General features: G+C 64.5%; 19 protein-coding genes. 6 read left to right on the top strand and 13 right to left on the bottom strand.

What is annotated here, in order from left to right:
• Positions 1-56: 56 nt before the first annotated feature.
• The 3 genes from MHX66_RS08995 to MHX66_RS08985 all read right to left on the bottom strand — a co-directional run bounded on the left by MHX66_RS08995 (position 57) and on the right by MHX66_RS08985 (position 3,234).
• Positions 57-1,484 carry a glycoside hydrolase family 25 protein gene (locus tag MHX66_RS08995; RefSeq protein ID WP_239202391.1) on the bottom strand — a complete coding sequence of 476 codons (1,428 nt, stop codon included), beginning with the start codon at positions 1,482-1,484 and terminating at the stop codon, positions 57-59.
• Between the two features lie 123 nt (positions 1,485-1,607).
• On the bottom strand, positions 1,608-2,576 hold the full coding sequence (locus tag MHX66_RS08990) for a PrsW family intramembrane metalloprotease (protein WP_239202417.1): 969 nt from the start codon (positions 2,574-2,576) through the stop codon (positions 1,608-1,610).
• Positions 2,569-3,234, bottom strand: coding sequence for a hypothetical protein (locus MHX66_RS08985; RefSeq protein ID WP_239202415.1), 666 nt, complete (start codon positions 3,232-3,234; stop codon positions 2,569-2,571). The genes MHX66_RS08990 and MHX66_RS08985 overlap by 8 nt, the downstream gene beginning before the upstream one ends.
• A gap of 319 nt (positions 3,235-3,553) precedes the next feature.
• Here MHX66_RS08985 and MHX66_RS08980 point away from each other — a divergent pair, with 319 nt between their 5' ends.
• Entirely contained in the window at positions 3,554-5,671 is a 2,118-nt protein-coding gene (locus tag MHX66_RS08980; RefSeq protein ID WP_239202390.1) for a M13 family metallopeptidase, read from the top strand.
• 46 nt (positions 5,672-5,717) lie between these two features.
• On the opposite strand, the gene MHX66_RS08975 is transcribed toward MHX66_RS08980, so the two are convergent.
• The 5 genes from MHX66_RS08975 to gltB form a co-directional block, all read right to left on the bottom strand.
• Positions 5,718-6,539 (bottom strand): VOC family protein, encoded by an 822-nt coding sequence (locus tag MHX66_RS08975; RefSeq protein ID WP_239202389.1) that lies wholly within the window; start codon positions 6,537-6,539, stop codon positions 5,718-5,720.
• Positions 6,540-6,633: 94 nt separating this feature from the next.
• A complete protein-coding gene (locus MHX66_RS08970) occupies positions 6,634-7,026 on the bottom strand; it encodes an RNA-binding S4 domain-containing protein (RefSeq protein WP_239202388.1) in 393 nt (130 codons plus the stop codon).
• A 20-nt stretch (positions 7,027-7,046) separates the two neighbouring features.
• Entirely contained in the window at positions 7,047-7,742 is a 696-nt protein-coding gene (locus tag MHX66_RS08965) for a LysE family translocator (RefSeq protein WP_239202386.1), read from the bottom strand.
• Positions 7,739-9,277 carry a glutamate synthase subunit beta gene (locus tag MHX66_RS08960; RefSeq protein ID WP_239202384.1) on the bottom strand — a complete coding sequence of 513 codons (1,539 nt, stop codon included), beginning with the start codon at positions 9,275-9,277 and terminating at the stop codon, positions 7,739-7,741. Before MHX66_RS08960 ends, MHX66_RS08965 begins: the two co-directional genes overlap by 4 nt.
• Positions 9,278-13,885, bottom strand: coding sequence for a glutamate synthase large subunit (gene gltB / locus MHX66_RS08955; protein ID WP_239202382.1), 4,608 nt, complete (start codon positions 13,883-13,885; stop codon positions 9,278-9,280).
• Positions 13,886-14,238: 353 nt separating this feature from the next.
• Between gltB and MHX66_RS08950 the strand changes: the two genes are divergently transcribed.
• Positions 14,239-16,572: an NADPH-dependent 2,4-dienoyl-CoA reductase gene (locus MHX66_RS08950; RefSeq protein ID WP_239202380.1), complete on the top strand. Its 2,334-nt coding sequence runs from the start codon at positions 14,239-14,241 to the stop codon at positions 16,570-16,572.
• Here MHX66_RS08950 and MHX66_RS08945 read toward each other — a convergent pair.
• Complete coding sequence (locus MHX66_RS08945) at positions 16,569-17,237, bottom strand: DNA-3-methyladenine glycosylase I (protein ID WP_239202378.1); 669 nt, start codon at positions 17,235-17,237, stop codon at positions 16,569-16,571. The two genes, MHX66_RS08950 and MHX66_RS08945, sit on opposite strands and share 4 nt — an antisense overlap.
• Before the next feature lie 448 nt (positions 17,238-17,685).
• On the opposite strand from MHX66_RS08945, the gene MHX66_RS08940 reads away from it, so the two are divergent.
• A complete protein-coding gene (locus MHX66_RS08940) occupies positions 17,686-17,991 on the top strand; it encodes a hypothetical protein (protein ID WP_239202375.1) in 306 nt (101 codons plus the stop codon).
• 43 nt (positions 17,992-18,034) lie between these two features.
• Here MHX66_RS08940 and MHX66_RS08935 read toward each other — a convergent pair whose 3' ends face one another.
• Positions 18,035-18,352 carry a GlsB/YeaQ/YmgE family stress response membrane protein gene (locus MHX66_RS08935; RefSeq protein ID WP_239202373.1) on the bottom strand — a complete coding sequence of 106 codons (318 nt, stop codon included), beginning with the start codon at positions 18,350-18,352 and terminating at the stop codon, positions 18,035-18,037.
• A 355-nt stretch (positions 18,353-18,707) separates the two neighbouring features.
• On the opposite strand from MHX66_RS08935, the gene MHX66_RS08930 reads away from it, so the two are divergent.
• Positions 18,708-19,022: a hypothetical protein gene (locus tag MHX66_RS08930; protein ID WP_239202371.1), complete on the top strand. Its 315-nt coding sequence runs from the start codon at positions 18,708-18,710 to the stop codon at positions 19,020-19,022.
• A gap of 25 nt (positions 19,023-19,047) precedes the next feature.
• Here the strand turns inward: MHX66_RS08930 and MHX66_RS08925 are convergent, their stop codons facing one another.
• Both MHX66_RS08925 and MHX66_RS08920 read right to left on the bottom strand, forming a co-directional pair.
• On the bottom strand, positions 19,048-19,431 hold the full coding sequence (locus tag MHX66_RS08925; RefSeq protein ID WP_239202368.1) for a DUF488 domain-containing protein: 384 nt from the start codon (positions 19,429-19,431) through the stop codon (positions 19,048-19,050).
• 12 nt (positions 19,432-19,443) lie between these two features.
• Positions 19,444-20,415 (bottom strand): nitronate monooxygenase family protein, encoded by a 972-nt coding sequence (locus MHX66_RS08920; RefSeq protein ID WP_239202366.1) that lies wholly within the window; start codon positions 20,413-20,415, stop codon positions 19,444-19,446.
• Between the two features lie 120 nt (positions 20,416-20,535).
• Between MHX66_RS08920 and MHX66_RS08915 the strand changes: the two genes are divergently transcribed.
• Positions 20,536-20,889 (top strand): hypothetical protein, encoded by a 354-nt coding sequence (locus tag MHX66_RS08915; protein WP_239202364.1) that lies wholly within the window; start codon positions 20,536-20,538, stop codon positions 20,887-20,889.
• Between the two features lie 22 nt (positions 20,890-20,911).
• Here the strand turns inward: MHX66_RS08915 and MHX66_RS08910 are convergent, their stop codons facing one another.
• Positions 20,912-21,448, bottom strand: coding sequence for an NAD(P)H-dependent oxidoreductase (locus MHX66_RS08910; RefSeq protein ID WP_239202362.1), 537 nt, complete (start codon positions 21,446-21,448; stop codon positions 20,912-20,914).
• 89 nt (positions 21,449-21,537) lie between these two features.
• Between MHX66_RS08910 and MHX66_RS08905 the strand changes: the two genes are divergently transcribed.
• Entirely contained in the window at positions 21,538-22,095 is a 558-nt protein-coding gene (locus tag MHX66_RS08905; RefSeq protein ID WP_239202360.1) for a gamma carbonic anhydrase family protein, read from the top strand.
• The last annotated feature ends 55 nt before the right edge of the window (positions 22,096-22,150 follow it).

The following is a 22,150-nucleotide window of genomic DNA, read 5'->3' as shown; positions in this document are numbered from 1 at the left end:
GATTGAATGCGCTCAGTTAGCTGCAAGGCTGCGGTGCCAGCAGCGGCACCATGTGCTTAGTTAGTAGCGGGAGCCGGGGCTGCCGGCGGAACCGGAGCGGCCGGAGCCTGGTCAGCGGCCGGCGCGGCGGCAGCGTCCGCCGGAGCGGTGCCATCCGGGTTCGCGGACTTGGCGGCATCCGCCAGCTCAGCAAAGGCATTAGCGTCAGGCTGGACCTCGCCGTTCTCCAGCTTAGCGTTCCAGTTGGAGATGCCACCGAACTGCTGCAGCAGGCTCAGGATCTGGCCGATGTTCACCGTGCCGCCCTGGGCGCCAGCGCCCGGCGTGTAGCCCTGAACCAGCCTCAGGATGGCCTCGACCGGCAGCTTGTTTCCACCGGAGTTGAACTCCTTCAGCGCTCCGGACAGTGCGGTGTAGGCGGTCAGAACCTCCTGGGCCGCCTTCACGGAACCAGTTGCCTGGGCGCCCTGATCCGGTCCGCCAGCAGATCCTGCGACCTGTGCCGGATCCATGCCCTGCAGCTGCTTCTGCCCCTGGGTTAGCAGAACCTCCGGGGATACACGGCCGCCGATAACGCCCAGCAACTGCATCATAAAGTCAGAGGCCAACGGGACGTTCACGCCGGTGGCGTGCTCAATCTTGTTGGCGATCTCAGCTTCGCCTTCAACGGCGGGACGCATCGGGTCCATCGCCTCGGAAGCCTGGCCTGCGGCGGTATCCGCAGGCATGCCGGATGCCAGGGCGTTCAGGGCAGCGTCGTCACCGTAGTACTTGTTCAGGTCCACCTGGGTCTGCACACCATTAACGCGGCCGGAGCCGGAGTACTGCCAGAAGGTGACGTGGTCCCAACCGCCCGGGATCTTATCCGGCAAAGTGTCGCGGTAGTAGGCCAGCCACAGCGGGTACTCGGAGAACTCAGTGGTATTGGCCATCCGCTGGATCCAGAAGCTGTAGTAGGTGTAGATGATCGGATCGCGGCCAGTCTGGACCTTAATCTCGTCGATCCACTCGCGGACCCAATTCTGCAGCTGGGTCGGGTTCAGGCCCTCGTGCTCCTCCAGGTCCAGAACCGGGGGCAGCGAGGGCTGCACGCCGGTGGCCAGAACGCTGGCGTAATGGCGAGCCTCGGCGCGCGGGTTGCCGCTGCCCGGGCGGGCGTAGTGGTAGCTACCCGGAACCAGGCCGGCTTGCTGAGCCTTTGCGGAGTCCGTGGTGAACGCCGGGTTGGTGTAGGACGTGCCCTCGGTCGCCTTGACGAAGACGAAGGACTGGCCGGACTGCTTCACGGCAGTCCAGTCGATTGCTGCACCACCGGGGTGCTGGTGGGAGGCAACGTCGATGCCATTCAGCGCCCACGAGGGGACGGGAATGACATCGGTGGCGACGAGCGCTGCAACCGTCAAAGCGGAGCCAGCGAGTGCCGTTGCGGTGAGGCGTTTCGGTACGGACGTGCGCGTGGAGCGGCGCCATAGCAGTGAAATCATGAATCACACCATACCCAAAAACCACTGATTTCACATTATTCACATCAACCCCATGGGGAACATCTTTCACCCCATGAAACCATCGACCGAGAAATCCCTGCTCAAGCCCTCATGTGATTTTCGTCACACTCGCTGATATATCGTCACAGCTGGGCAAACACCGCGCTTTTTCCACCGCAGAAACTCCACACTCGTCCACACAATCGCCCAGACTGCGAGCGCCGCCAGCGCCACCCAGACGAAGCCCATCCACAGCAGCTGAAACACTGGCGACACATCTAGCCAGCGAATATTCCACGCAAAGTGCGTCAAGAAGCCCAGGCCACCCCACAACACGACGGCCCCCAGGCGCCAGGCGACACCGCGCGGCTGCCCCGCTTTCGCTCCCACGAACATCGCCAGGCCGATCCCATAGCCGACCAGCGCGCTGAACATCATGTGCTTCGCAGGTCCGGCGATCACTCGCACGAGGTACGTCGACAAGGCTCCTTGCATGTCAGACACCGGATCCATCACCGCCAGCATCATCGCGTACATCATGTTCTCGAAGACCTCGAAACCCAGCCCCACCAGCAATCCGGCGATAATGCCGTGCCACGGGCGGTTCCACCAAACGCGCCCCATCCACAGCAGGAGCCAGATGCCCAGACCCTTAGCGATCTCCTCCGGGTAGGCGCCTCCAAAGCTGGCCGTCAGCCCGTGCCAACCCAGCTTGTCTACGGTGCTCACCACCGGCGGCTGAATCACCACCGCCGCCAGCACCACGGAGGCCGCCCCACCCCACAGCACCGCCAGCGCGGCCAGCCGCTTAGGTGTGCCCCTATATATCGGCAGCGCCCACACGCACAGCAACGCCCCCGCCAGGTGCAACGCACCGATCAGCAGCACCAGCGTCAGCGTTGGGCTAACCGTTGAAGGATTATTGCCAATTAGCAGAAACCCGGACATCACGAGGCTCGGAACCACCAGCAGCCAGTACGCCGCCAGCCAGCCGTCGCGGAAAAGTCCCAGTTTCGGCCGTTGCTGGGGCGGATGCTTCAAGTGAAACTCGAGTGGCACCTCGAACACGCGGTAGTTGCGCACCTTAAACATCGGATTCACCTGCGCTTTCTGCGTTGTCCTCCAAGCTGACGCCGCGCACGAACTCGTCGATCTCTTCTAACTGCCTTCTGATTGACGCCGACTTCACCGGCATCTGCACCACCACTATCGGGGCCGTGCCATCGGGTTCGAGACTGTGCTCCAGTTCGCTATTGGGCTCCCCGCCGGTGCCATCGTTCGCAGCGGCGCCGGCTTCCCCGCTGCCGTCCGATGAACCCGCATCCGGGGCCCGCACAAACGCGACTGCCATGAATCGTTTCTCCCCCAGCTTGTAGGTATCCGTCACGCGCAATTGCTTGACCTGCGACTTTTTTAGCAGCTCTCGGTTTTCCTCCGAGATCTTGCCCAGCACGTCGATCGACTGCAGGTTCACACCGTCCTGGAAAACTATCGCACGCACGGCGCGGTTCACGGCCTGCGAGATGGGTTCCTCGCCGCCTTTCACGTCCACGCCCGATAGGCCGGTCACTCCGTAGCTTTCTCCATCGCAATCCAATTCCATCACTCCGGGGCGACCCAGGCCGGGTGAATCGTGGCATTCCTCCAGGGAGGCAAACCGCAGCGGCCACTCGGAATAGGTGAGAACCGAGTCCGCCATCCCTTCCGCGACGGTCAGGGATTGGGGCTCGTCTTCCAGGGTGGCGTTCACAATAAAAACGCCCCCAACCAGCAACAACAGTGTCCCTAAAAGATAGGCAGAGTAGGCACCGCTCCGCTGCGGACTGGTCGGCGCGGGGCGATATGTGGTCGGTGGGGCGGGCTTGGCAGGCTTTGCGGGTGGCGCGGGGCGGGCTGGCACAGGCGGGACCGGGGCCATCGGTCGCTGTGCTGGGCGGACTGGCGGACCCTGTGATGGGCGAGCCGGCCGCCCATGTTGCGGCCCCTGTGGCGCGGGATGATGGAACATACGCCATAGCCTAACCACTGTGCCGGACACCCTGTCTGCGGCGGTGTCTAAGGTGGTGGGCATGGTAGAAAACAACGCTGCAAAAACAAAGGCTGTAGATATCCCGGACGACATCTCCGAGGCCGCGCCGCAGAATCAAGCTGGCGAGGCCACCCAGCCCTCGCCTGCACAGGACCTGTACCGGCACGTCAACGGCACCTGGCTGGCGACCCACACGATCCCCAGCGATCGCCCCGTCGACGGCACCTTTCACCAGCTGCGTGACCTCGCCGAGCAGGAGGTCCGCGAGATTGTAGAGGCCGCCGCCACCGACGAGCCGAACGGCCGCGTGGGCGCCCTGTACTCCTCTTTTATGGACGTGCAGGGCATCGCCGCCGCGGGTCTGGCCGGCCTGCGGGAGCCCTTGGGGCTTGTTAGTGACGCCACCTCGATCAGCGACCTGGCCAAGGTACTCGGCAGGCTCGATATGGAGGGCACCGGTGGTGTTGCGGGGTATTGGATCGAGAAGGATTCCAGCCAGGACATTCAGCGTGCCTACCTGGTGCAGACCGGGCTCGGTCTGCCGGACGAGGCGTACTACCGGGAGGAGCAGCACGCGCCGACCCGCGAGGCCTACCGCGAGTTCGTAAAGGACATGCTGGGGCTGGTCAGCGAGCTGGAGCTGCCCGGGAAGTATGCGGATGCGGGCGCTACTGCCGCGGCGGATGCGATCTGCGCTTTCGAGACCGAGCTGGCGCGCGGGCACTGGGACAACGTGGCCAGCCGCGATGCGGAGAAGACATATAACCCGACGAAGGTGGAGGATCTGCCGACGGGCTTCCCCTTCCGCGAGTGGCTGGCGGCCACGGGCGTGGATACCCAGAGCGCGGGCGGGGGCACGATCGTGGTGTGCCAGCCCAGCTACCTGGAGCACGTCGCGGCCATGGCCACCGGAGAGGGCGATAGCCCGCAGGTCAGTGGCCTGGACGAGTGGAAGCTCTGGGCCTACTGGCGGGTGATCTTGAGCAGCGCGGCATACCTGCCGACGGAGGTGAACCTGCGGAACTGGGAGTTCTACGGGCGCACCCTGTCCGGCGCTACGGAGCAGCGGGCGCGGTGGAAGCGCGGCGTCGCTCTGGTCGAAGGTGCTGTGGGCGAGGAAGTCGGCAAGAATTTCGTCGCCGAGCACTTCCCGCCGGAGCACAAGCAGAAGATGCTGGAGCTGGTGGATTACCTGATCGCCGCCTACCGCGAGCGCATTAGCGAGCTAGCCTGGATGACCCCCGCTACGCGCGAGAAGGCGCTGGCGAAGCTGGAGAAGTTCGAGGCGAAGATCGGCTACCCGGATAAGTGGCGCGACTTCGACGGCCTGGAGTTCGGCGCCACCGGCGCGGACCTGCTGGCGAACGTGCGGGCGGCCAGCCGCTTCAACCACAACTACGAGGTTTCCAAGTTGGGCAAGCCCAGCGACAACGAGACCTGGTTCACCACCCCGCAGACGGTGAATGCGTTCTACAACCCGGTGAAGAACGACATCACCTTCCCGGCGGCGATCCTGCGCACGCCGTTCTTCGACCCGGCGGCGGACATGGCCGGCAACTTCGGCGCCATCGGCGCTGTGATTGGCCACGAGATTGGCCACGGCTTTGACGACCAGGGGTCGAAGTACGACGGCGACGGAAACCTGAACTCCTGGTGGACCGAGGAGGACCGCGAGGCCTTCACCGCGCTGACCGACAAGCTGGTGGCCCAGTACGACGGCCTGGTGCCGACGGGCCTGCGCCAGCGCGGGATCACCGAGCACACTGTTAACGGCAGCTTCACCCTGGGTGAAAACATCGGTGACCTGGGCGGATTGGGCATCGCCATCGTGGCTCTGCGCCGCTACCTGGCGGACCAGGGGCAGACCTTCGAGACAGCCGAGAAGCTGCCGGTCGAGGGGCTGGTGGATGCCGAGGGCAACCCGGACACAACCGAGTACACCGCCCTGCAGCGCGTGTTCCTGCGCTGGGCACGGATCTGGCAGACCGCGATCCGCCCGCAGATGGCGGCTCAGTACGCCTCCATCGACCCGCACTCGCCGGCGGAGTTCCGCTGCAACGTGGTCTCCAGCAACATCGCGGAGTTCTACGAAGCCTTCGACGTCTCGGAGGGCGACGGAATGTGGCTGGCCGAGGACGAGCGCGTCTGCATCTGGTAGCGGCGCCCGCTGGGCTTGCCCGGCGCGGCGGAGCCAACCCGGCGCGCTAGAACGCCTGGAAGTTCTCCGGAGCCAGCAGGTCCGGCTCGTGCACGTCCTCGTCGGGGACGAACTCCTCGATCCCGCAGAGGTTCACCAGCGCGCCCGTCGGATCCTCGATGGTGGCCATGCGGCCGAACTCGGATTCCCAGGCCGGGCGAATCACCTTTCCGCCCAGCTCCGGCGTGCTGGCAATGGCGGCGTCCACGTCCGCCACGCCCAGGTAAACGGTCCACATCCCGGGCACCTCCAGCTTGGAGGTATCCCACAGGCCAACCACTGCCGCGCCGTCGAACTCGCCGGTGGCATAGCGGAACTCATCATCCCCTGCGCCATCCCCTGTGGCCTTAATATCCCAGCCCGCCAGCTCGTGGTAAAACTCCAGCGTCGTATCCCAGTTCTGCACCACCATCAGCTCGAACCACACCGGAGTTCCGGGCTCGCCTGCGGCGATCAACGCATGCTCATCCGCGGGATTGCGCAGGCCGACCGTGGCCCCCGACGGGTCGACGATGACGGCCATGTCGCCACGGTCCCCCAGATCCTGCGGCTCCAGCACGGACTTCGCCCCCGCCTGCACGGCCTTGTCGTGCGCCTGCTGCACGTCCGGGGTGTACAGCAGCACTCCCCACACAGACCGGTTGCCCTCTGGGATCTGCGCGATGCCCGCCACCGGCATGCCCTGCTTTTTCGCCACGGTGTAGCCGTCGGAGACCTGCTCGAACTCCCAGCCCAGTAACTCGCTGTAGAATTTTTCCGCTCCGGCCGCGTCGGTGCTGGCCAGGTCCAGCCATACGGGCATTCCGGGCTGGGCGATCATTGCGGGCATGGTTCCTCCACTGCTCTTTCTTGTGTTCTTGGGGTGTATCTGTTGTTTCTTATTGACGCCACCTGGCCTCCACCGGCCAGGCATTCAGCTGACGCTAGATCGCGTTATCCTCGCGGACATCTTCCAGGCTGACGTTGCGCCACTTTTGCGGATCGAAGTCATCGTCCGCAGTAGACTCGTCGAAAAACTCGCCGAGGTCATCGTCGGATTCCGCTCCATTCGCAACACCTTCAGCGCCCGCCGCGCCGCTCGCGCCAGCCACCGTGGCTCCTGCCAGCACGTCGCCGGTGTCCGCATCCACCAGGGCCACCTCGTCACCCGGGCGCAACGCCTTGCCGCGGCGGGTATCCACCGCGCCGTTGACCTGCACAACCCCGGCGGCGATGGCCTCCTTGGCCTCCCCGCCGGTCTCCACCAGGTTCGCCAGTTTGATGAACTGCCCCAGCTTGATTTCGGAATCACGAATGCTGACCTCTGGAAACTCCATGCGCCTCAGTCTAGCGGGCTTTAGCTACCCACCAGCATCTGCACGCCCTCGAAGGCCAGGAACGCGCCGAGCACGACAAAGATCACCCCGGCCACCATTTCGATGAAGGGGTTGAGCCGCTGGATTTTCTCCGCTCCCGCGGCCACCGCCAGGGCGAATCCGCAGAACCACGCCACACCCACGACAGTCATCAAAAGCAGTACCAGCAGCCGGTCCAGCAAGGACACGTCCACCGGGATGAACTGTGCGAACACCGAACCGAAGAACAGCAACGCCTTGGGGTTAGAGAGGTTCGTCACCAGCCCCAGGCGCCAGGAGGCGAAGTCCCCCAGCGGTGCACGCGCCGCTGCCTGTGCTCCACCGTCACCCGCTGGAGCGCTGGTGGCGTCATTAAAAGAAACAGCGGGCAAGACCGCCCGGGCGCGCCAATCCGCGTACCCGGAGCGAAACGCGCCTTGGCCCATGTAGATCAGGAAACAGCCGCCGAACAGGTACAACACCGTCAGGATCCACGGGAAGGCCGCGATCAACGCGGCCAGGCCCAGCATCGTGACCACCGGCCACAACACATTGCCCGTGCTAATTCCCAGCGCGGCGAACACCGCCGAGCGGCGCGAACGGGCACCCAAACGAATGAGCTGCACGGTGTCCGGGCCTGGCATCGTAATGGCCAGCACCCAGGCACCGAGCAGCCCTAGGTAAGCGGCTAGGCTCATGCCTGCATCGCCACGTCAGTCGGGTTAATCGGGCGCGGCAGAGCGGTCTCGCCCATCAGCTCGCGGTCCAGCTCCGCGGCGGCGGAACGGCCCTCGGAGATGCCCCACACGATCAGGGACTGGCCACGACCCGCGTCGCCGGCGACGAACACTGGAATGTCCGCGAACTCAGCGTTGGTGGGCTGGGCGCGGAAGGTATCGTCGCGCTCCAGGCGGCCACGCTCGCCGATCTGCAGGCCCAGGTCCCACACCACCGGGGTCTCCTCGACGGAGACGAAGCCCATCGCCAGCAGCACCAGGTCGGCATCCATCTCGAAGTCGGACTCCGGGATGTTCTCCAGGCCGTTCTCGCCGAAGCGGCACTCGGCGCCCTTCAGGCCCGTGACCTTCTCGCCGTCGCCGGTGATCTCCACCGTGTTGATGGAGTAGCGGCGGATGCCCAGCTCGTCGCCCGGCTGGCGCTCGGCCAGGCCCAGGGCGGCGATCTCGTCGGCGGACTCGTTGCCGGTCACGCGGTACTCGCCCTCCTCGTGGGCGGACGCCACGCGCCAGATGCGCGGGTAGGTCGGCCACGGGGTGGATGCGCCGCGGGTCTTCGGCGGCTTCGGGGTGATGTCGAACTGGGACACGGAGATGGCGCCCTGGCGCAGCGCGGTGCCGAAGCAGTCGGTACCGGTATCGCCACCGCCGATGATCACCACGCGCTTGCCCTTGGCGTTGATGGTAGAAACCTCGCGGTCACCTTCACAGACCTTGTTGGCCTCCGGCAGGTACTCCATCGCCTGGTAGACACCCTTCAGGTCACGGCCCACGACGGGCAGGTCGCGGCCCACGGTGGAGCCGATGGCGACGATCACGCCGTCGAACTCCTTCAGCTGCTCACCGGTCGGCGAGGTGTTGACGACGAACTTCGTGCCCTCGGCCTCCATCTGCTCCAGACGGCGGTCGATCCACTTCTTTTCCATCTTGTACTCGGGCACGCCGTAGCGCATCAGGCCACCGATGCGGTCTGCGCGCTCGAAGACGGTGACGTCGTGGCCCGCGCGGGTCAGCTGCTGCGCGGCTGCCAGGCCGGCCGGGCCGGAGCCCACGACAGCCACGCGCTGGCCGGTCTTGAAGCTCGGCTTGATCGGCTTGACCCAGCCTTCCTTCCAGGCGTGCTCAACGATGGTGTACTCGACGGTCTTGATGTTCACCGGGTCGTCGCCGATGCCCAGCACGCATGCGCCTTCGCAGGGTGCGGGGCACAGGCGGCCGGTGAACTCCGGGAAGTTGTTGGTGGCGTGCAGGCGGTCGTAGGCCTCGCGCCAGTTGCCCTTGCGCACCAGGTCGTTCCACTCGGGGATGATGTTGCCCAGCGGGCAGCCATCGTGGCAGAACGGGATGCCACAGTCCATGCAACGGCTGGCCTGGGTCTGCACCTTGTCGTCGGAGAAGTCCTCGTAGACCTCGTTCCAATCCAGCAGGCGCAGCGGGACGGGTCGGTGTGCCGCCGACTCGCGGCGGTGCTTCAGAAATCCGCGTGGATCAGCCATTTACTTCACTTCCTCCATGATTGCGGCGGCGATGCCGTCGTTGTCCAAGCCTTCGGCTTCGGCCCGTGCGATCGTCTTGAGCACGCGCGCGTAGTCGCGGGGCATGACCTTGATCAGATCCGCGGCGTTTACCTCCACGGTAGATCCGGTCAGGTCGCGGTGGGTCTGGATCGTCTGCTCGACCCAGCGCAGTTCTTCCTCGTCAGTGATCTTTTCGATGTCGACGAGCTCGGTGTTGATTCGATCGGTGACGCCACTACCGTCATCCACCAGGTAAGCAATGCCGCCGGACATGCCGGCTGCGAAGTTGTTGCCGATCTTGCCCAGGACAATAACGCGACCACCCGTCATGTACTCACAGCCGTGGTTGCCCACGCCTTCGACGACGGCGGTGAGGCCGGAGTTACGCACGCAGAAGCGCTCGCCCACGGTGCCGCGGATGAACATTTCGCCGTGTGCGCCACCGAAGCCCAGCACGTTGCCGGCGATGACGTCGCTGGTCGTGTCCTCCGCCCCGTGGTTATCGGCCGGGCGGATGACAATGCGGCCGCCAGACAGGCCCTTGCCCACGTAGTCGTTGGCATCACCGTTCAGGGTGAGCGTCATGCCGTGGGCGGCAAAGGCACCGAAGGAGTTACCTGCGGAGCCCGTGAACTGCAGGTTCACAGTGTCCTGCGGCAGGCCATCGCGGCCGGCAACGCGGGAGATCAGCGAACCGGTCATCGTGCCGACGGTGCGGTTGACGTTGGTGATCGGGTAGCTGAGGTCGATCGAGACGTCCTCGCCCGCAGCGGCGCGGCGGATCGTGTCTTGCGCATCAGAACGGATCTGGTTGTCCAGCGCCTTGTCCAGCGAGTGGTCCTGCTCCTTGGTGCGGTGCAGGTCCTGGTGCATGAAGGGGCTGTCCGGCTGGGCGAAGATGGGCGCCAGGTCCAGCTTGCCCGCGGTCTTGTGCTCGACTTCCATCTCGCCGCCGGTCAGGCACTCGGAGTGGCCCACGGCCTCTTCCAGGGTGCGGAAGCCCAGTTCGGCGAGGTATTCGCGGACCTCTTCGGCGATGAACTTGAAGAAGTTCACCACGTGCTCCGCCTGGCCCGTGTAGCGCTTGCGCAGCTCCGGGTTCTGGGTTGCCACGCCCACCGGGCAGGTATCCAGGTGGCAGACGCGCATCATGATGCAGCCGGAGACCACCAGCGGGGCGGTGGCGAAGCCGAATTCCTCAGCACCCAGGAGGGCCGCCACCATCACGTCGCGGCCGGTCTTCAGCTGGCCGTCACACTGCACGGTGATGCGGTCGCGCAGGCCGTTCATCAGCAGGGTCTGCTGGGTCTCGGCCAGGCCGAGCTCCCACGGGCCACCCGCGTGCTTCAGCGAGGTCAGCGGGGAGGCGCCGGTGCCGCCATCGTGACCGGAGATCAGCACCACATCCGCGTGTGCCTTGGACACACCGGCGGCGACCGTGCCCACGCCCTGCTCGGCGACGAGCTTGACGTGGATGCGGGCATCCGGGTTGGCGTTCTTCAGGTCGTGGATCAGCTGCGCCAGGTCCTCGATGGAGTAGATGTCGTGGTGCGGCGGCGGGGAGATCAGGCCCACGCCCGGGGTGGTCACGCGCACCTCGGCGATCCAGGGGTACACCTTGCTCGGTGGCAGCTGGCCGCCCTCGCCCGGCTTCGCACCCTGGGCCATCTTGATCTGGATGTCCGTGCAGTTGTTCAGGTAGTGGCTGGTCACGCCGAAGCGGCCGGAGGCTACCTGCTTGATGGCGGAGCGCTTCCAGTCGCCGTTCGGCTCCGGCTCGAAGCGGGCCGGATCCTCGCCGCCCTCACCGGAGTTGGACATGCCCTTCAGGCGGTTCATGGCGATCGCCAGGGTCTCGTGCGCCTCGGCGGAGATCGAGCCGTAAGACATCGCACCGGTGGCGAAGCGCTTCACGATCTCGCTGACCGGCTCGACCTCCTCGATCGGGATCGACGGGCGATTGGACTTGAACTTAAACAGGCCACGCAGCGTAGCCAGGCGCTCGGACTGCTTGTCGACCTTCTCGGTGTACTCCTTGAAGATGCGGTACTGGCCGGTGCGGGTCGCGTGCTGCAGCTTGAAGACAGTCTCGGGGTTGAACAGGTGGTATTCGCCCTCGCGGCGCCACTTGTACTCGCCGCCGATCTCGAGCTCGCGGTGTGCCTGCTCCTCGGGGCGGGGCAGGAATGCCGCGCGGTGGCGCTTGGCCACGTCGTCGGCGATCTCGTCCAGGCCGATGCCGGAGATGGGGCTGAAGGCGCCGACGAAGTACTCATCGAGCAGGCTCTGGTGTAGGCCCACCACGTCGGCCAGCTGGGAGCCGCGGTAGCTCGCCACCGTCGCGATGCCCATCTTGGACATGACCTTCTGGATGCCGGCGGTCGCGGCCTTGATGTAGTTTTCCTCGGCCTCTTCTGCGGTGACGCCCACTCGTCCGTCGTTGGCCATCTCATTAACGGTCTCGAGGGCCATGTACGGGTTGATGGCATCCGCACCGAAGTTGATGAGCATGGCCAGGTGGTGCACCTCGCGGGCTCCGCCGGACTCGATCACCAGCGATGCGCGGGTGCGCGTCTTCTCCTGCACCATGTGGTGATGCACGGCACTGGTCAGCAGCAGCGACGGGATCGGGGCGTAGCGCTCGTCGGACTCGCGGTCGGAGAGGATCAGGATGGTCGCACCGTCCTCGATTGCCTCGGTGACCTGGCGGCGGATGCGGTTGATGGCCTCGCGCAGGCCCTTGCCGCCGTGGGCGACGGAGTACAGGCCCGGGATGCGCACGGCCTTGAAGGCGCTCAAGTCCACGTCGGAGCCGGCGGCCGCGGCGTTCTCCGCCGCATTCGCCAGGTTGGCCAGCGTCTGGTTACCCAGAATCGGGCTGTCCAGGTGGATACGGTGGGCGGCGTCCGGACCGGGGTTCAGAACATCCGCCTGCGCACCCAGCTGGGTGAACATGCTGGTGACCATCTTCTCGCGGTAGCTATCCAGCGGCGGGTTGGTCACCTGCGCGAAACGCTGCGCGAAGAAGTCGTACAGCAGGCGCGGGCGGTCGGACAGGGCGGCGATCGGGGTATCCGTACCCATCGAGCCGATGCCCTCAGCGCCCTTGTCGGCCATGGGGCGCAGCAGGGTCTCGAGGTCTTCCTCGGTGTAGCCGAAGACCCGCTGGCGCAGGACGATGCGCTCGTGGTTCATGGCGATCGGCTCGGCGGTCGGCAGGTCGGACTCGCGGACCAGGTTCTCCTCTACCCACTGCTCGTAGGGCTGGTCGGCCAGCGCCTGCTTGATTTCCTCGTCCTCGATTACGCAGCCGCGGGAGGTGTCGACCAGAAACATCTTGCCCGGCTCCACGCGGGTGCGCTTAACGATTTCGCTGTCCGGGATGTCCAGCACGCCGGCCTCGGAAGCCATGACGACGAGGCCGTCCTTGGTGATCCAGATGCGGCCGGGGCGCAGGCCGTTGCGGTCCAGGGTCGCGCCGATGAGGGTGCCGTCGGTGAAGGTGATGGCGGCCGGGCCGTCCCAGGCCTCCATGAAGCTGGAGTGGTACTCGTAGAACGCACGGACCTGCGGGTCGATGTGCGGGTTGCGTTCCCACGCCTGCGGAACCATCATCAGCACGGCGTGCGGCAGGCTGCGACCGGCCAGGTGCAGCAGCTCCAGAGCCTCGTCGAAGCGGCCGGTATCCGAACCCTCCGGGTCACAGATCGGGAGCACGCGGCCCAGGTCGCCCAGCACCTCGGAGCGCAGCTGGGATTCGCGAGCGCGCATCCAGTTCTCGTTGCCGCGGACGGTGTTGATCTCACCGTTGTGTGCAACCAAGCGGTAGGGGTGAGCCAAAGGCCAGGACGGGAAGGTGTTCGTGGAGAAGCGCGAGTGCACAATGGCCAGCGCGGACTCCATGCGCTCGTCCTGCAGATCCAGGTAGAACTCCCGCAGCTGCGGGGTGGTCAGCATGCCCTTGTAGACGACCGTGCGGGAGGACAGGGAGGGGAAGTACACGGTGTCTCCACCGGAGCCCTCGCCTGCACCCTTGGTGCCGAGTTCACGCTCTGCACGCTTGCGGACGAAGAAGGCGCGACGGTCGAGCTCGAGACCCTCGAGGGGGGAGCCGTTGGCGTCAACACCAGAGATAAAGAGCTGGTGGAACAGCGGCTCGGCGTCGCGCGCGATGGCGCCCAGGCTCGAGTCGTCGACGGGGACGTCGCGCCAGCCGATGAGGTTAAGGCCCTCTTCCTTCACGATGGCCTCGACGGCACGCACCGCGTCGAGCGCGGCCATGCGGGAGTTCGGCAGGAAGGCGATGCCGGTGGCGTACTGGCCGGCCGGCGGCAGGGTGATGTCCTGCTTGGCCATCTCCTCCCGGTAGAAGCGGTCGGGGACCTGGATAAGGATGCCGGCGCCATCGCCGGTGTTCTTTTCCGCTCCAGCTGCGCCACGGTGATCCAGGTTCACCAGGGCCTGGATGCCCTTGTCCACAATGTCGCGTGTCGCGCGGCCGTGCATGTCAGCCACGAAGGCGACACCACACGCATCATGCTCAAACTGGGGGTCGTAAAGACCCTGGCGTGCAGGGTAGTTTTTCATGATTTACGGCCTAACTTTCGTCACAAGTACTGCATTTGCATATGCGAATAAAGTTGCAATCGGACCGCCGGTCTGGTGGTGACGTGAGTCTCCGCCAAGAAACAGCTGTAGTTCCGGTCACACCATTTCGTCTTGGGTTATCTAGAGTGCACCCGTCGGTACGAGCAGACAAAATTAGGCTTGCCTTACTCTTTCTAGCCTCACCTTAATGTGTGATCGAAGTCACGCTGAACTGCAACGATCGTCATACATTACTCACATTTTGATACATACTTTAACGCGCAGCAGTGTGAATGCTCTCGGTTTCTTCAAAAGCCCCACAAGTTTTTGCGCAGTTAGAGATAATTGCGCCCATGACCAACCAGCCTTCCAACAACTCCTCCGACGCTTCCGTCCGCACCCTCCTGCCGCTGACTACGGCACCGGGCGCCACCGCTCTCACCGCCACCCCGGTGGAAGATCCCGCCACCGCCTACAAGACCCTCCTCTCCCCTATCCAGGTAGGAAAGACCACCTTCCGCAACCGCGTGATCATGGGCTCCATGCACACCGGCCTGGAGGATTCCATCGAGGACGTGCCGAAGCTCGCCGCCTTCTACGCCGCCCGCGCCGAAGGTGGCGTGGCCGCGATGGTCACCGGCGGCTACCCGCCGGTCCTAGAAGGCAACCTGACCCCCTACGGCACTCCGTTTAACACCCCGGAGATCGCCGAGGCTCACCGCGAAATCACCGACGCAGTACACGCCGGCGGTGCGAAGATCCTGCTGCAGCTGCTGCACGCCGGCCGCTATGGCTACCACCCGATGGCGGAGTCCGCCTCCGCCTCGCAGTCGCCAATCAGCCCCTTCCCCGCCCGCGAGATCGCCACCGAGGACGTTGAAAAGCTTGTTGACGCCTACGCCACCTCCGCCGCACTCGCCGCTGACGCAGGCTACGACGGCGTGCAGGTGATGGGCTCCGAGGGTTACCTGATTAACCAGTTCCTCGCGGAGCGCACGAACCAGCGCACTGACAAGTGGGGCGGCTCGGTGGAAAACCGCCAGCGCTTCCCCGTAGAGATCGTTAAGGCCATCCGCGCAAAGGTGCCGGAAGACTTCGTCATCGACTACCGCATCTCCGTGCTGGAGCTGGTCGAGGGTGGCCAGAGCCAGGAGGAGATCCTGCAGCTGGCCAAGAAGATCGAGGAGGCCGGCGCGGACCTGCTGAGCTCCGGCGTGGGCTGGCACGAGGCACAGATCCCGACCATCGTGACCTCCGTCCCCCGTGGCGCCTTCGCCTGGGCGACCCAGAAGGTGCGCGAGCACGTGAACATCCCCGTGGTGGCTTCTAACCGCATCAACACCCCGGAGGTTGCCGAGGCCATCCTCGACGGAAGCTGGGACGGTGGCAACGGCGAGCCCGCCGGCACCCCGCAGGCCGACCTGGTCTCCATGGCTCGCCCGCTGCTGGCCGACCCGGAGTTCGTCAACCGTGCCGCACGCGGCCTGAACACCGAGATCAACCACTGCATCGCCTGCAACCAGGCCTGCCTGGACCACACCTTCGAGAACAAGCGGGCGACCTGCCTGGTTAACCCGCGCGCCGCCTACGAGACCGAGCTGGAGCTGCTGCCCGCACAGGGCACCAAGAAGGTCGGCGTGATCGGCGGTGGCGTGGCCGGGCTCTTCGCTGCTGAGGCGCTGGCGCTGCGCGGCCACGATGTCACCGTCTTCGAAGCGGCTGACACCCTGGGTGGCCAGTTCAACCTGGCGATGCGCGTGCCGGGCAAGGAAGAGTTCGTACAGGCGCTGTACGCGGTGGTCAACCGCCTGGAGGGCTTGAAGGTGAACATCTCCACCGGCAAGGCCGTTACCCCGGAGGAGCTTAAGGCCGACGGCTTCGAGGAAGTTGTTGTGGCCACGGGCGTGCGCCCGCGCATCCCGGAGTTCCCGGGCGTGAACGAGGGCCTGGAGGGCAAGATCGACGGCGTGACCGTCGCCACCTACGCCGAGCTAATCTCCGGAAAGAAGGCGCCGGGCGAGTACGTCGCCGTCATCGGCGCTGGAGGCATCGGCTACGACGTGGCGGAGTTCTTGCTGGCGGATCGCCAGGGCGCCCCGCAGTCCCTGACCTCCTGGAACAGCCAGTGGGGCGTGGTCGAAGACTCGGATGTGCACGGCAACCTCTCCTCCCCGCAGCCGGAGCGCCCGCAGCGCCGCGTGGTGATGCTGCAGCGTAAGCCGACCCGCATGGGCCGCACGCTGGGCAAGACGACCGGCTGGGTACACCGCGCGGCGGTGGCCATGGGCGGCACGGAGCAGATCGTGGGCGTGACCTACGAGAAGATCGATTCCGACGGCCTGCACATCACCGTCCCGGTGGAGGATCCGCAGGTCACGCTGAAGAAGATCAAGCAGATCAAGTCCGGCACCTTCGAGGGCCGCACGCTGGATCGCGCCGAAAAGCAGGAGCTGCTGGAGCAGATCGAGCGTGAGACCAAGGAGAACCGCGAAGAGCGCGTGATCAACGTGGACACGGTCGTGCTGTGCACGGGCCAGGAATCCGTGCGCCCGGAAGGCGCCGAGAAGAGCGACGCCGAGCAGGACGGCACCTCTGACGTCCACATCATCGGCGGTGCGGATGTCGCCGCGGAGCTGGACGCCAAGCGCGCGATCCGCCAGGCCGTGGAGCTGGCCGCGCGACTCTAGGCCCCCTCGGCTGGCTCCACCACCCGGTCGTCGACCATGCCGATGGCCTGCATCAGCGCGTAGCAGGTGGTGGGGCCGACGAACTGAAATCCCCGGCGCTTTAGCTCCTTCGCCAGCGCCTTGGACTCCGGCGAAGTCGAGGGCACCCCATCCAGCGATGTCGGACGGGAGTGCTCCGCCGGGGTGAACGACCACACGAGTACCGGCAGACCCGGCGCCAGCCGGTTGGCCGCCCCGCCCAGAACGTCGCGGGCGGGCGAATCCTCCGGCAACTCCTGATATTCCTCCGCTCGCCGCAGCTCCAGCGTCGCCTTGGCGTTTTCGTAGAGCGCTTCGTGCTTGCGGGCATTACGAATCAAGCGTTCGTCCTGCAGAGCAGCGCGCCTTTGGGGCTCGCTCATTTCGGTGATGCGCTGGGCGTCAAAAAGAAAGAACACAGAGCGAAAATCCCTCCGCTTGCGCAGGATGGTGGCCCACGACAAGCCGGATTGGAAGCCTTCGAGGGCGATGCGCTCCAGCAGGCCGTGTTCGGTGATGACAGGGCGACCCCACTCGTTGTCGTAGTAGTCCAGCTCAATCTCGCTGCGATAGGCCCACGGCGGACGGGCGACTCCCGATTCATCGACGAGCTGCCCGGTGCTGGTGGTGAGAAGTTGGCCTTCCATCGGACTCCTTTCAACTACGGCCAGGCACATGCGACAAACATGTGACATGGACTTGGTGTGCGGGATTTGGTGTGCGCTCGCGAGCGCTGGTAGACATTCAACAGCGTAACGAAAAGGTTGGACGGGTTGGCGTGTAAACGGGCCGCCAACCCATCCAGATAACAGGGTTATCCACAGACAACCCTGCCTGTGAATAGCCCTATTTGGGGGTGGGAACAGGTGGAGGTCATCTGGCATCACACCCCTGGAATTGGGATAACCCCACAACGAAGGGACCGACGATACTAGGCTTAAAGAAACCCAACAGTTTCGACTGTTCGTTCCTCTTGCTCTTTAAGTTTTTGTAAGGCTACACGCAGCCCTGCAGAAGCCATGCAGGGTTTCGTCGCCCCTGCGCATGCAGCTGAAACAGAAAGCCCCACTAAGATCTACGAACCGGAGAAGACCGATGCAGAGCCAGCAACGCGATACGGGCACGTTCCGGGCGGTATCCGTCCAACGTGGCGGCTTCGTCGATGAGACGGGCACACCGGCCGTAGACCCACAGAAAAAAGGCCCCCAACCGATGGTTGAGGTGCCTCTGAAGGAAGAGTCCAAAAGTGGCCCCTTCCGGTCTTATTTCTTTATCGGCGCACTGATCTTTATCATCTGCGCGCTGGTTATCCTGCTTCTCGTAATGTGGCTTGGCCTAGGCCTAGAAAACGAAAGCGCACGTTTGGGCGAAAGTGCGCTTGCTATGTTGCTGGTCGACTAAACCCCAGCTCCAGCCTGTAGCGGCAGTTGCCGATTACGGTTGCTTACTTCTTGCGCTTTCCGGTGACCAGACCGACGATGAAGATCAGGATGCAGGCGCCCAACAGGCAGGTCAGGAAGCTCCAGATCCAGCCGCCGCTGCCGACTCCCAGCAGGCCGAGGACCCAGCCGCCCAAGAAGCCGCCGATAATGCCGACGATGATGTTGAGGAAGAAGCCCATCTGCTCGTCGGTACCCATGATCTTGGAACCGATCCAACCAGCCAGGCCACCGATGACAACCCAGCCGATCATGCCCAATGGCGGAACTGCAGAGCCCTCAGCGAGTAGGAAAGTATTTGCCGCAAAAATTTCAGTAATCATGCTACTCAGCATACAGACCATGATCAGGAACTTCTACAGCGCGAACTCCAATGCAAACTCCAGCCAGCCAGATTTCCTCAATCAAATTGGCAGAGTATTCACATATATGTATGTATTCACATATATGTATAGTCACATTCGTGAATCGATCTCTTAGCTCCTTCTTGCCTTCCTTTCAGCGCATTGTCGTAGCGCTGTCGCTGGTGCTGGCCACCGCATTCGGTACCGCGGGCGTGGCTACCTAGAACGCCCCGGAGGCAAATGCTGCCCCGCAGGGCTCTGTCCCCCAGCTCCCCCAGCTGCCTCCCATGCCACAGCCGCTGCCGTCGGCGGTGCTTACTACGATCCGGTGAACATGGGCTGCAAGAACCGCGCAATCCCGTTCCTGATCATGCATGGCCGTGGCGACACGATGATGAAGATCAACGGTGGCTACCGCCACAACGGCGCCCACTACCTGGCTGTTCGCGACCTGGTGGGTAGCTACGCGAAGCGTAACGGCTGTGGCTACCCGCCGCGCGTCACCCACATCCGGGGCGGCGAGCGCCACGTGTACCCCAGCGCCCGCAAGGAGCTGCAGCTGATCCTGAACCCGCAGAACCACACCTGGAACCGCGTTCCGGATGCTTCCCAGGAGGTTTGGAACTTCCTGTCGCGCCAGCGCCTCTAGCGCGATTGGCTAGTTAGCCGGCGCCTTAGCTTTCCAGCTGGGGTGCCAGCCAATCTCGGAGCACAACCGCATGGTTGTGCTCTTTTTCTTTCGCGGCATACAGCAGCAGGAGCTCCGGAGCGCCTTCCTCGGTCACCCGCTCCTGGTAGTCGCGCAATGCAGTCAGCGCATCGTCCAGCTCCCCTGCGGCTTTCCGTTCCTCCAGCTCCGCCACGTACTTCTCACGGAACTCGGCAAAGCCCAAGCCATTGTGGAACTCTCGGCGCAGGTCGCTGCTGGGCGTTAGTTCTTTCGGCCAACCGGCCAAATCTAGGCTTTCTTTCTTGACGCCCCTAGGCCACAACCGGTCCACTAGATACAGACCTTGGCGCTGTCGGTCGCGCCAGTTGTACACGCGGTCGATGTCCATGCGGTTTCCTCTTTAGGCGAAACGCCCGAGGCAGTGCAGCGCTTCGTCGTACATACCCTGCACGACCTCACCGGCGGGCACCTCTGCCCGCAGCAGCTCCACGCCCTGACCCGCGTGCAGCTTCAGCTCGTCGGCAAAGTCCCCGCCCTCGGCCCGGGCCGCGATCAGTTCCTCGTCGGTAACCTCCCCCGCTTCGGACAGCGGGCGGTACACGTCCACGAATGCATTGCGCACGGTGCGGGTGGGCCACTGCTCCGTATCCCACTTTTGCTTTTCGGCGCGGTCGTAGATGTCGGTCAGCACGGTCCGGCTGGCCGTGGCCTTGATCGCGGCCTGTCGCAGCTCGGGCGCACCGGCGGCTTCCGGGGAGGCCAGCAGTGCGGTGCCAACCCATGCTGCGTCGGCGCCTGCCACCAACACGGAGGCCACACCCCTGCCTGTGGCGATGCCACCCGCGGCAGCGATCGGCACGCCCGGCGCGTTGACCTGCATGTATTCCATCACGATCTGCAGCAGTGGCAGCGTGCCGATGCGCCCGGTGTGCCCGCCGGCGTCCGTTCCCTGCACGCAAACAGCGTCCACGCCTGCGGCCAGTGCCTGACGCAGCTGTGCCATGGTGTTGATTGGGGCAACGACGGAGATTCCGGCCTGGTGGGCACGGTCCACATAGGGCTTGGGGTCGCCGAAGCCCAGGCTCACTACCTTTGGCTTCGCCTCCAGCACTGCGTCGAATTGGGCCGGGTTGTCTTCCAGCGCCCACACCATCAGGCCGATTCCGTAGGGACCTGCCTCTGCTGCGATGCGCGCGTTCTCCAGAATCCATTCGGGCTTGGTTCCGGCACCGGCGCCGAACATTCCCAATCCACCGGCGCGGCTGACGGCGGCTGCCAGGTGGCCGTCGGAGCGCCCCGCCATTGGTGCACCGATGATGGGCTTATCGATTCCCCAGAGTCTGGTCAACCGGGTATCGATGCGTTCAACCATGGAACACATGCCTCCTCGTGGTTTTGGATCGGCAAAAAGGTTAGGTCTGGTTGCCACCCTAGTCCTACTTCTGATTCATTTGCGAAACTAGTCCCCCTACACCGGCGTAGAGTTGTTGGCATGTCGAAGAAGAATCAGCTCAATAAGCTCAAGCCCACCGCCACCCTGAAGCCAGCGAAGGAAGTCAACACCGCATCCGTCGTCATCGCTGGCCTGGTCGGCGGCTGGCTGACCGCCCGCGAGACCGGTATTCGCCCGCTCGGTGGCGTGATTCTGGCCGCTGCAGGTGGCTACGCTGCCCGCTCTTGGAACGCCAAGGCTGGCGCGGGTGTTGCCACGGGCCTGACCGCCGGTTACCTGGCCGCGTTTGGTCTTTCCCACCCGCTGGCTAAGAAGATCGGCGCCTGGCCTGCTGTTCTGACCGTCACCACCGCCGCCGCAGGCGCTGCGTGCGTCCTGTCCGACCTGCGCTAACGAGCTCTATTCTTAGATCCCTTTAGATTATTGACGCCACAGCTTGGCCCACCACAGCCTGAGCCATCGCCTCTAGCTCCGCCAAGTGGGGCTCAATATCTCCAGTGAACTCGACGGGTTCGGCCACCGTTTCCCACTCCAGCCCCGTAAGGATGGAGCGCATGGCTTTTTCCGCACCCGTCGTATCGTAGCCACCCCGGATCCACCAGCTGGTGGGAGTGGCCTTCTTCTCTTCCAGGACGGGCACGTAGACCGTGTCGAAATAGTGCTTCAGGGCGCCGGAGATATAGCCAAAGTTGGCAGTAGTGCCCAGGATGATGGCATCTGCTCCGCGGAGTTCCTCCACGTCCGGCTCCAGAGCCTGGCGTTCCAGCACCTGAACGGAGGGCTGGCCAGCTCCCTCGCTTGTGGCCGGACTCAGCTCAGCATTCACTTCCTCTGCAGCGGCGCGTGCTGCCGCGAGTACCGTGTCCGCGAGTTTCTGCGCCTTCTCGGTCGGGCTGTGGTGGACGACGAGGATCGTTACCGGGTGGTCGTCGTTCGTGGTGTTCTTACTCATGACGCCAACGCTACCGATCCTGCAGGGTTAGGTGGGGTATTCCAGGCAAAGGGAAGCGTGGGCGTCCAAAAATAGTTAGGGTGGGAAACATGAATGCAGCACCGATTATCCTTCCGTATCAGGGCAAGACGCCCAGGATCCACCGCAGCGCGATGATCTCCCCGGGCGTGACGATCATTGGGGATGTGGAAATCGGGGCGGATTCCTCCGTGTTCTACGGGTGCGTACTGCGCGGCGACGTAGGCGCGATCCGCATCGGCGAGCGGACGAACGTGCAGGATAACTCCGTGATGCACGTGGAGCGCGGCCAGGAATGTGTGTTGGAAGACGATGTAACGATCGGCCACCAGGCGCTGGTTCACTCCTCGCATGTGGGGGCGGGAACGCTGATTGGCATGCAATCGGCACTGCTATCAGGTTCCACTATCGGCGGCGGCAGCCTCGTCGCCGCGGGCGCGGTAGTGCTGGAAGGGCAGCAAATTCCGGCGGGATTCTTGGCCGCCGGCCTTCCCGCGAAGGTGCGCCGCGAACTAACGGAGGAGGAGCGCCAGGGCTTCATCGCCCACGCGGCGCGCTATGTAGAAACTGCCCGTAACCAGGCCAGCGCTGCAAAGGCGCTGTCTTTGGAGGACGTGTACTTCGAGTAGCCTCTCCCGGGCCTAGAGTGACCGCCGTCGCAGCTTGAGGCCTTCTCGGGTGAGT

This window comes from Corynebacterium sp. ACRPH, from assembly GCF_022347285.1.
In the GTDB taxonomy this organism is placed as follows: Bacteria; Actinomycetota; Actinomycetes; order Mycobacteriales; family Mycobacteriaceae; genus Corynebacterium.
This window is presented reverse-complemented; position numbering and strand designations above follow the sequence as displayed.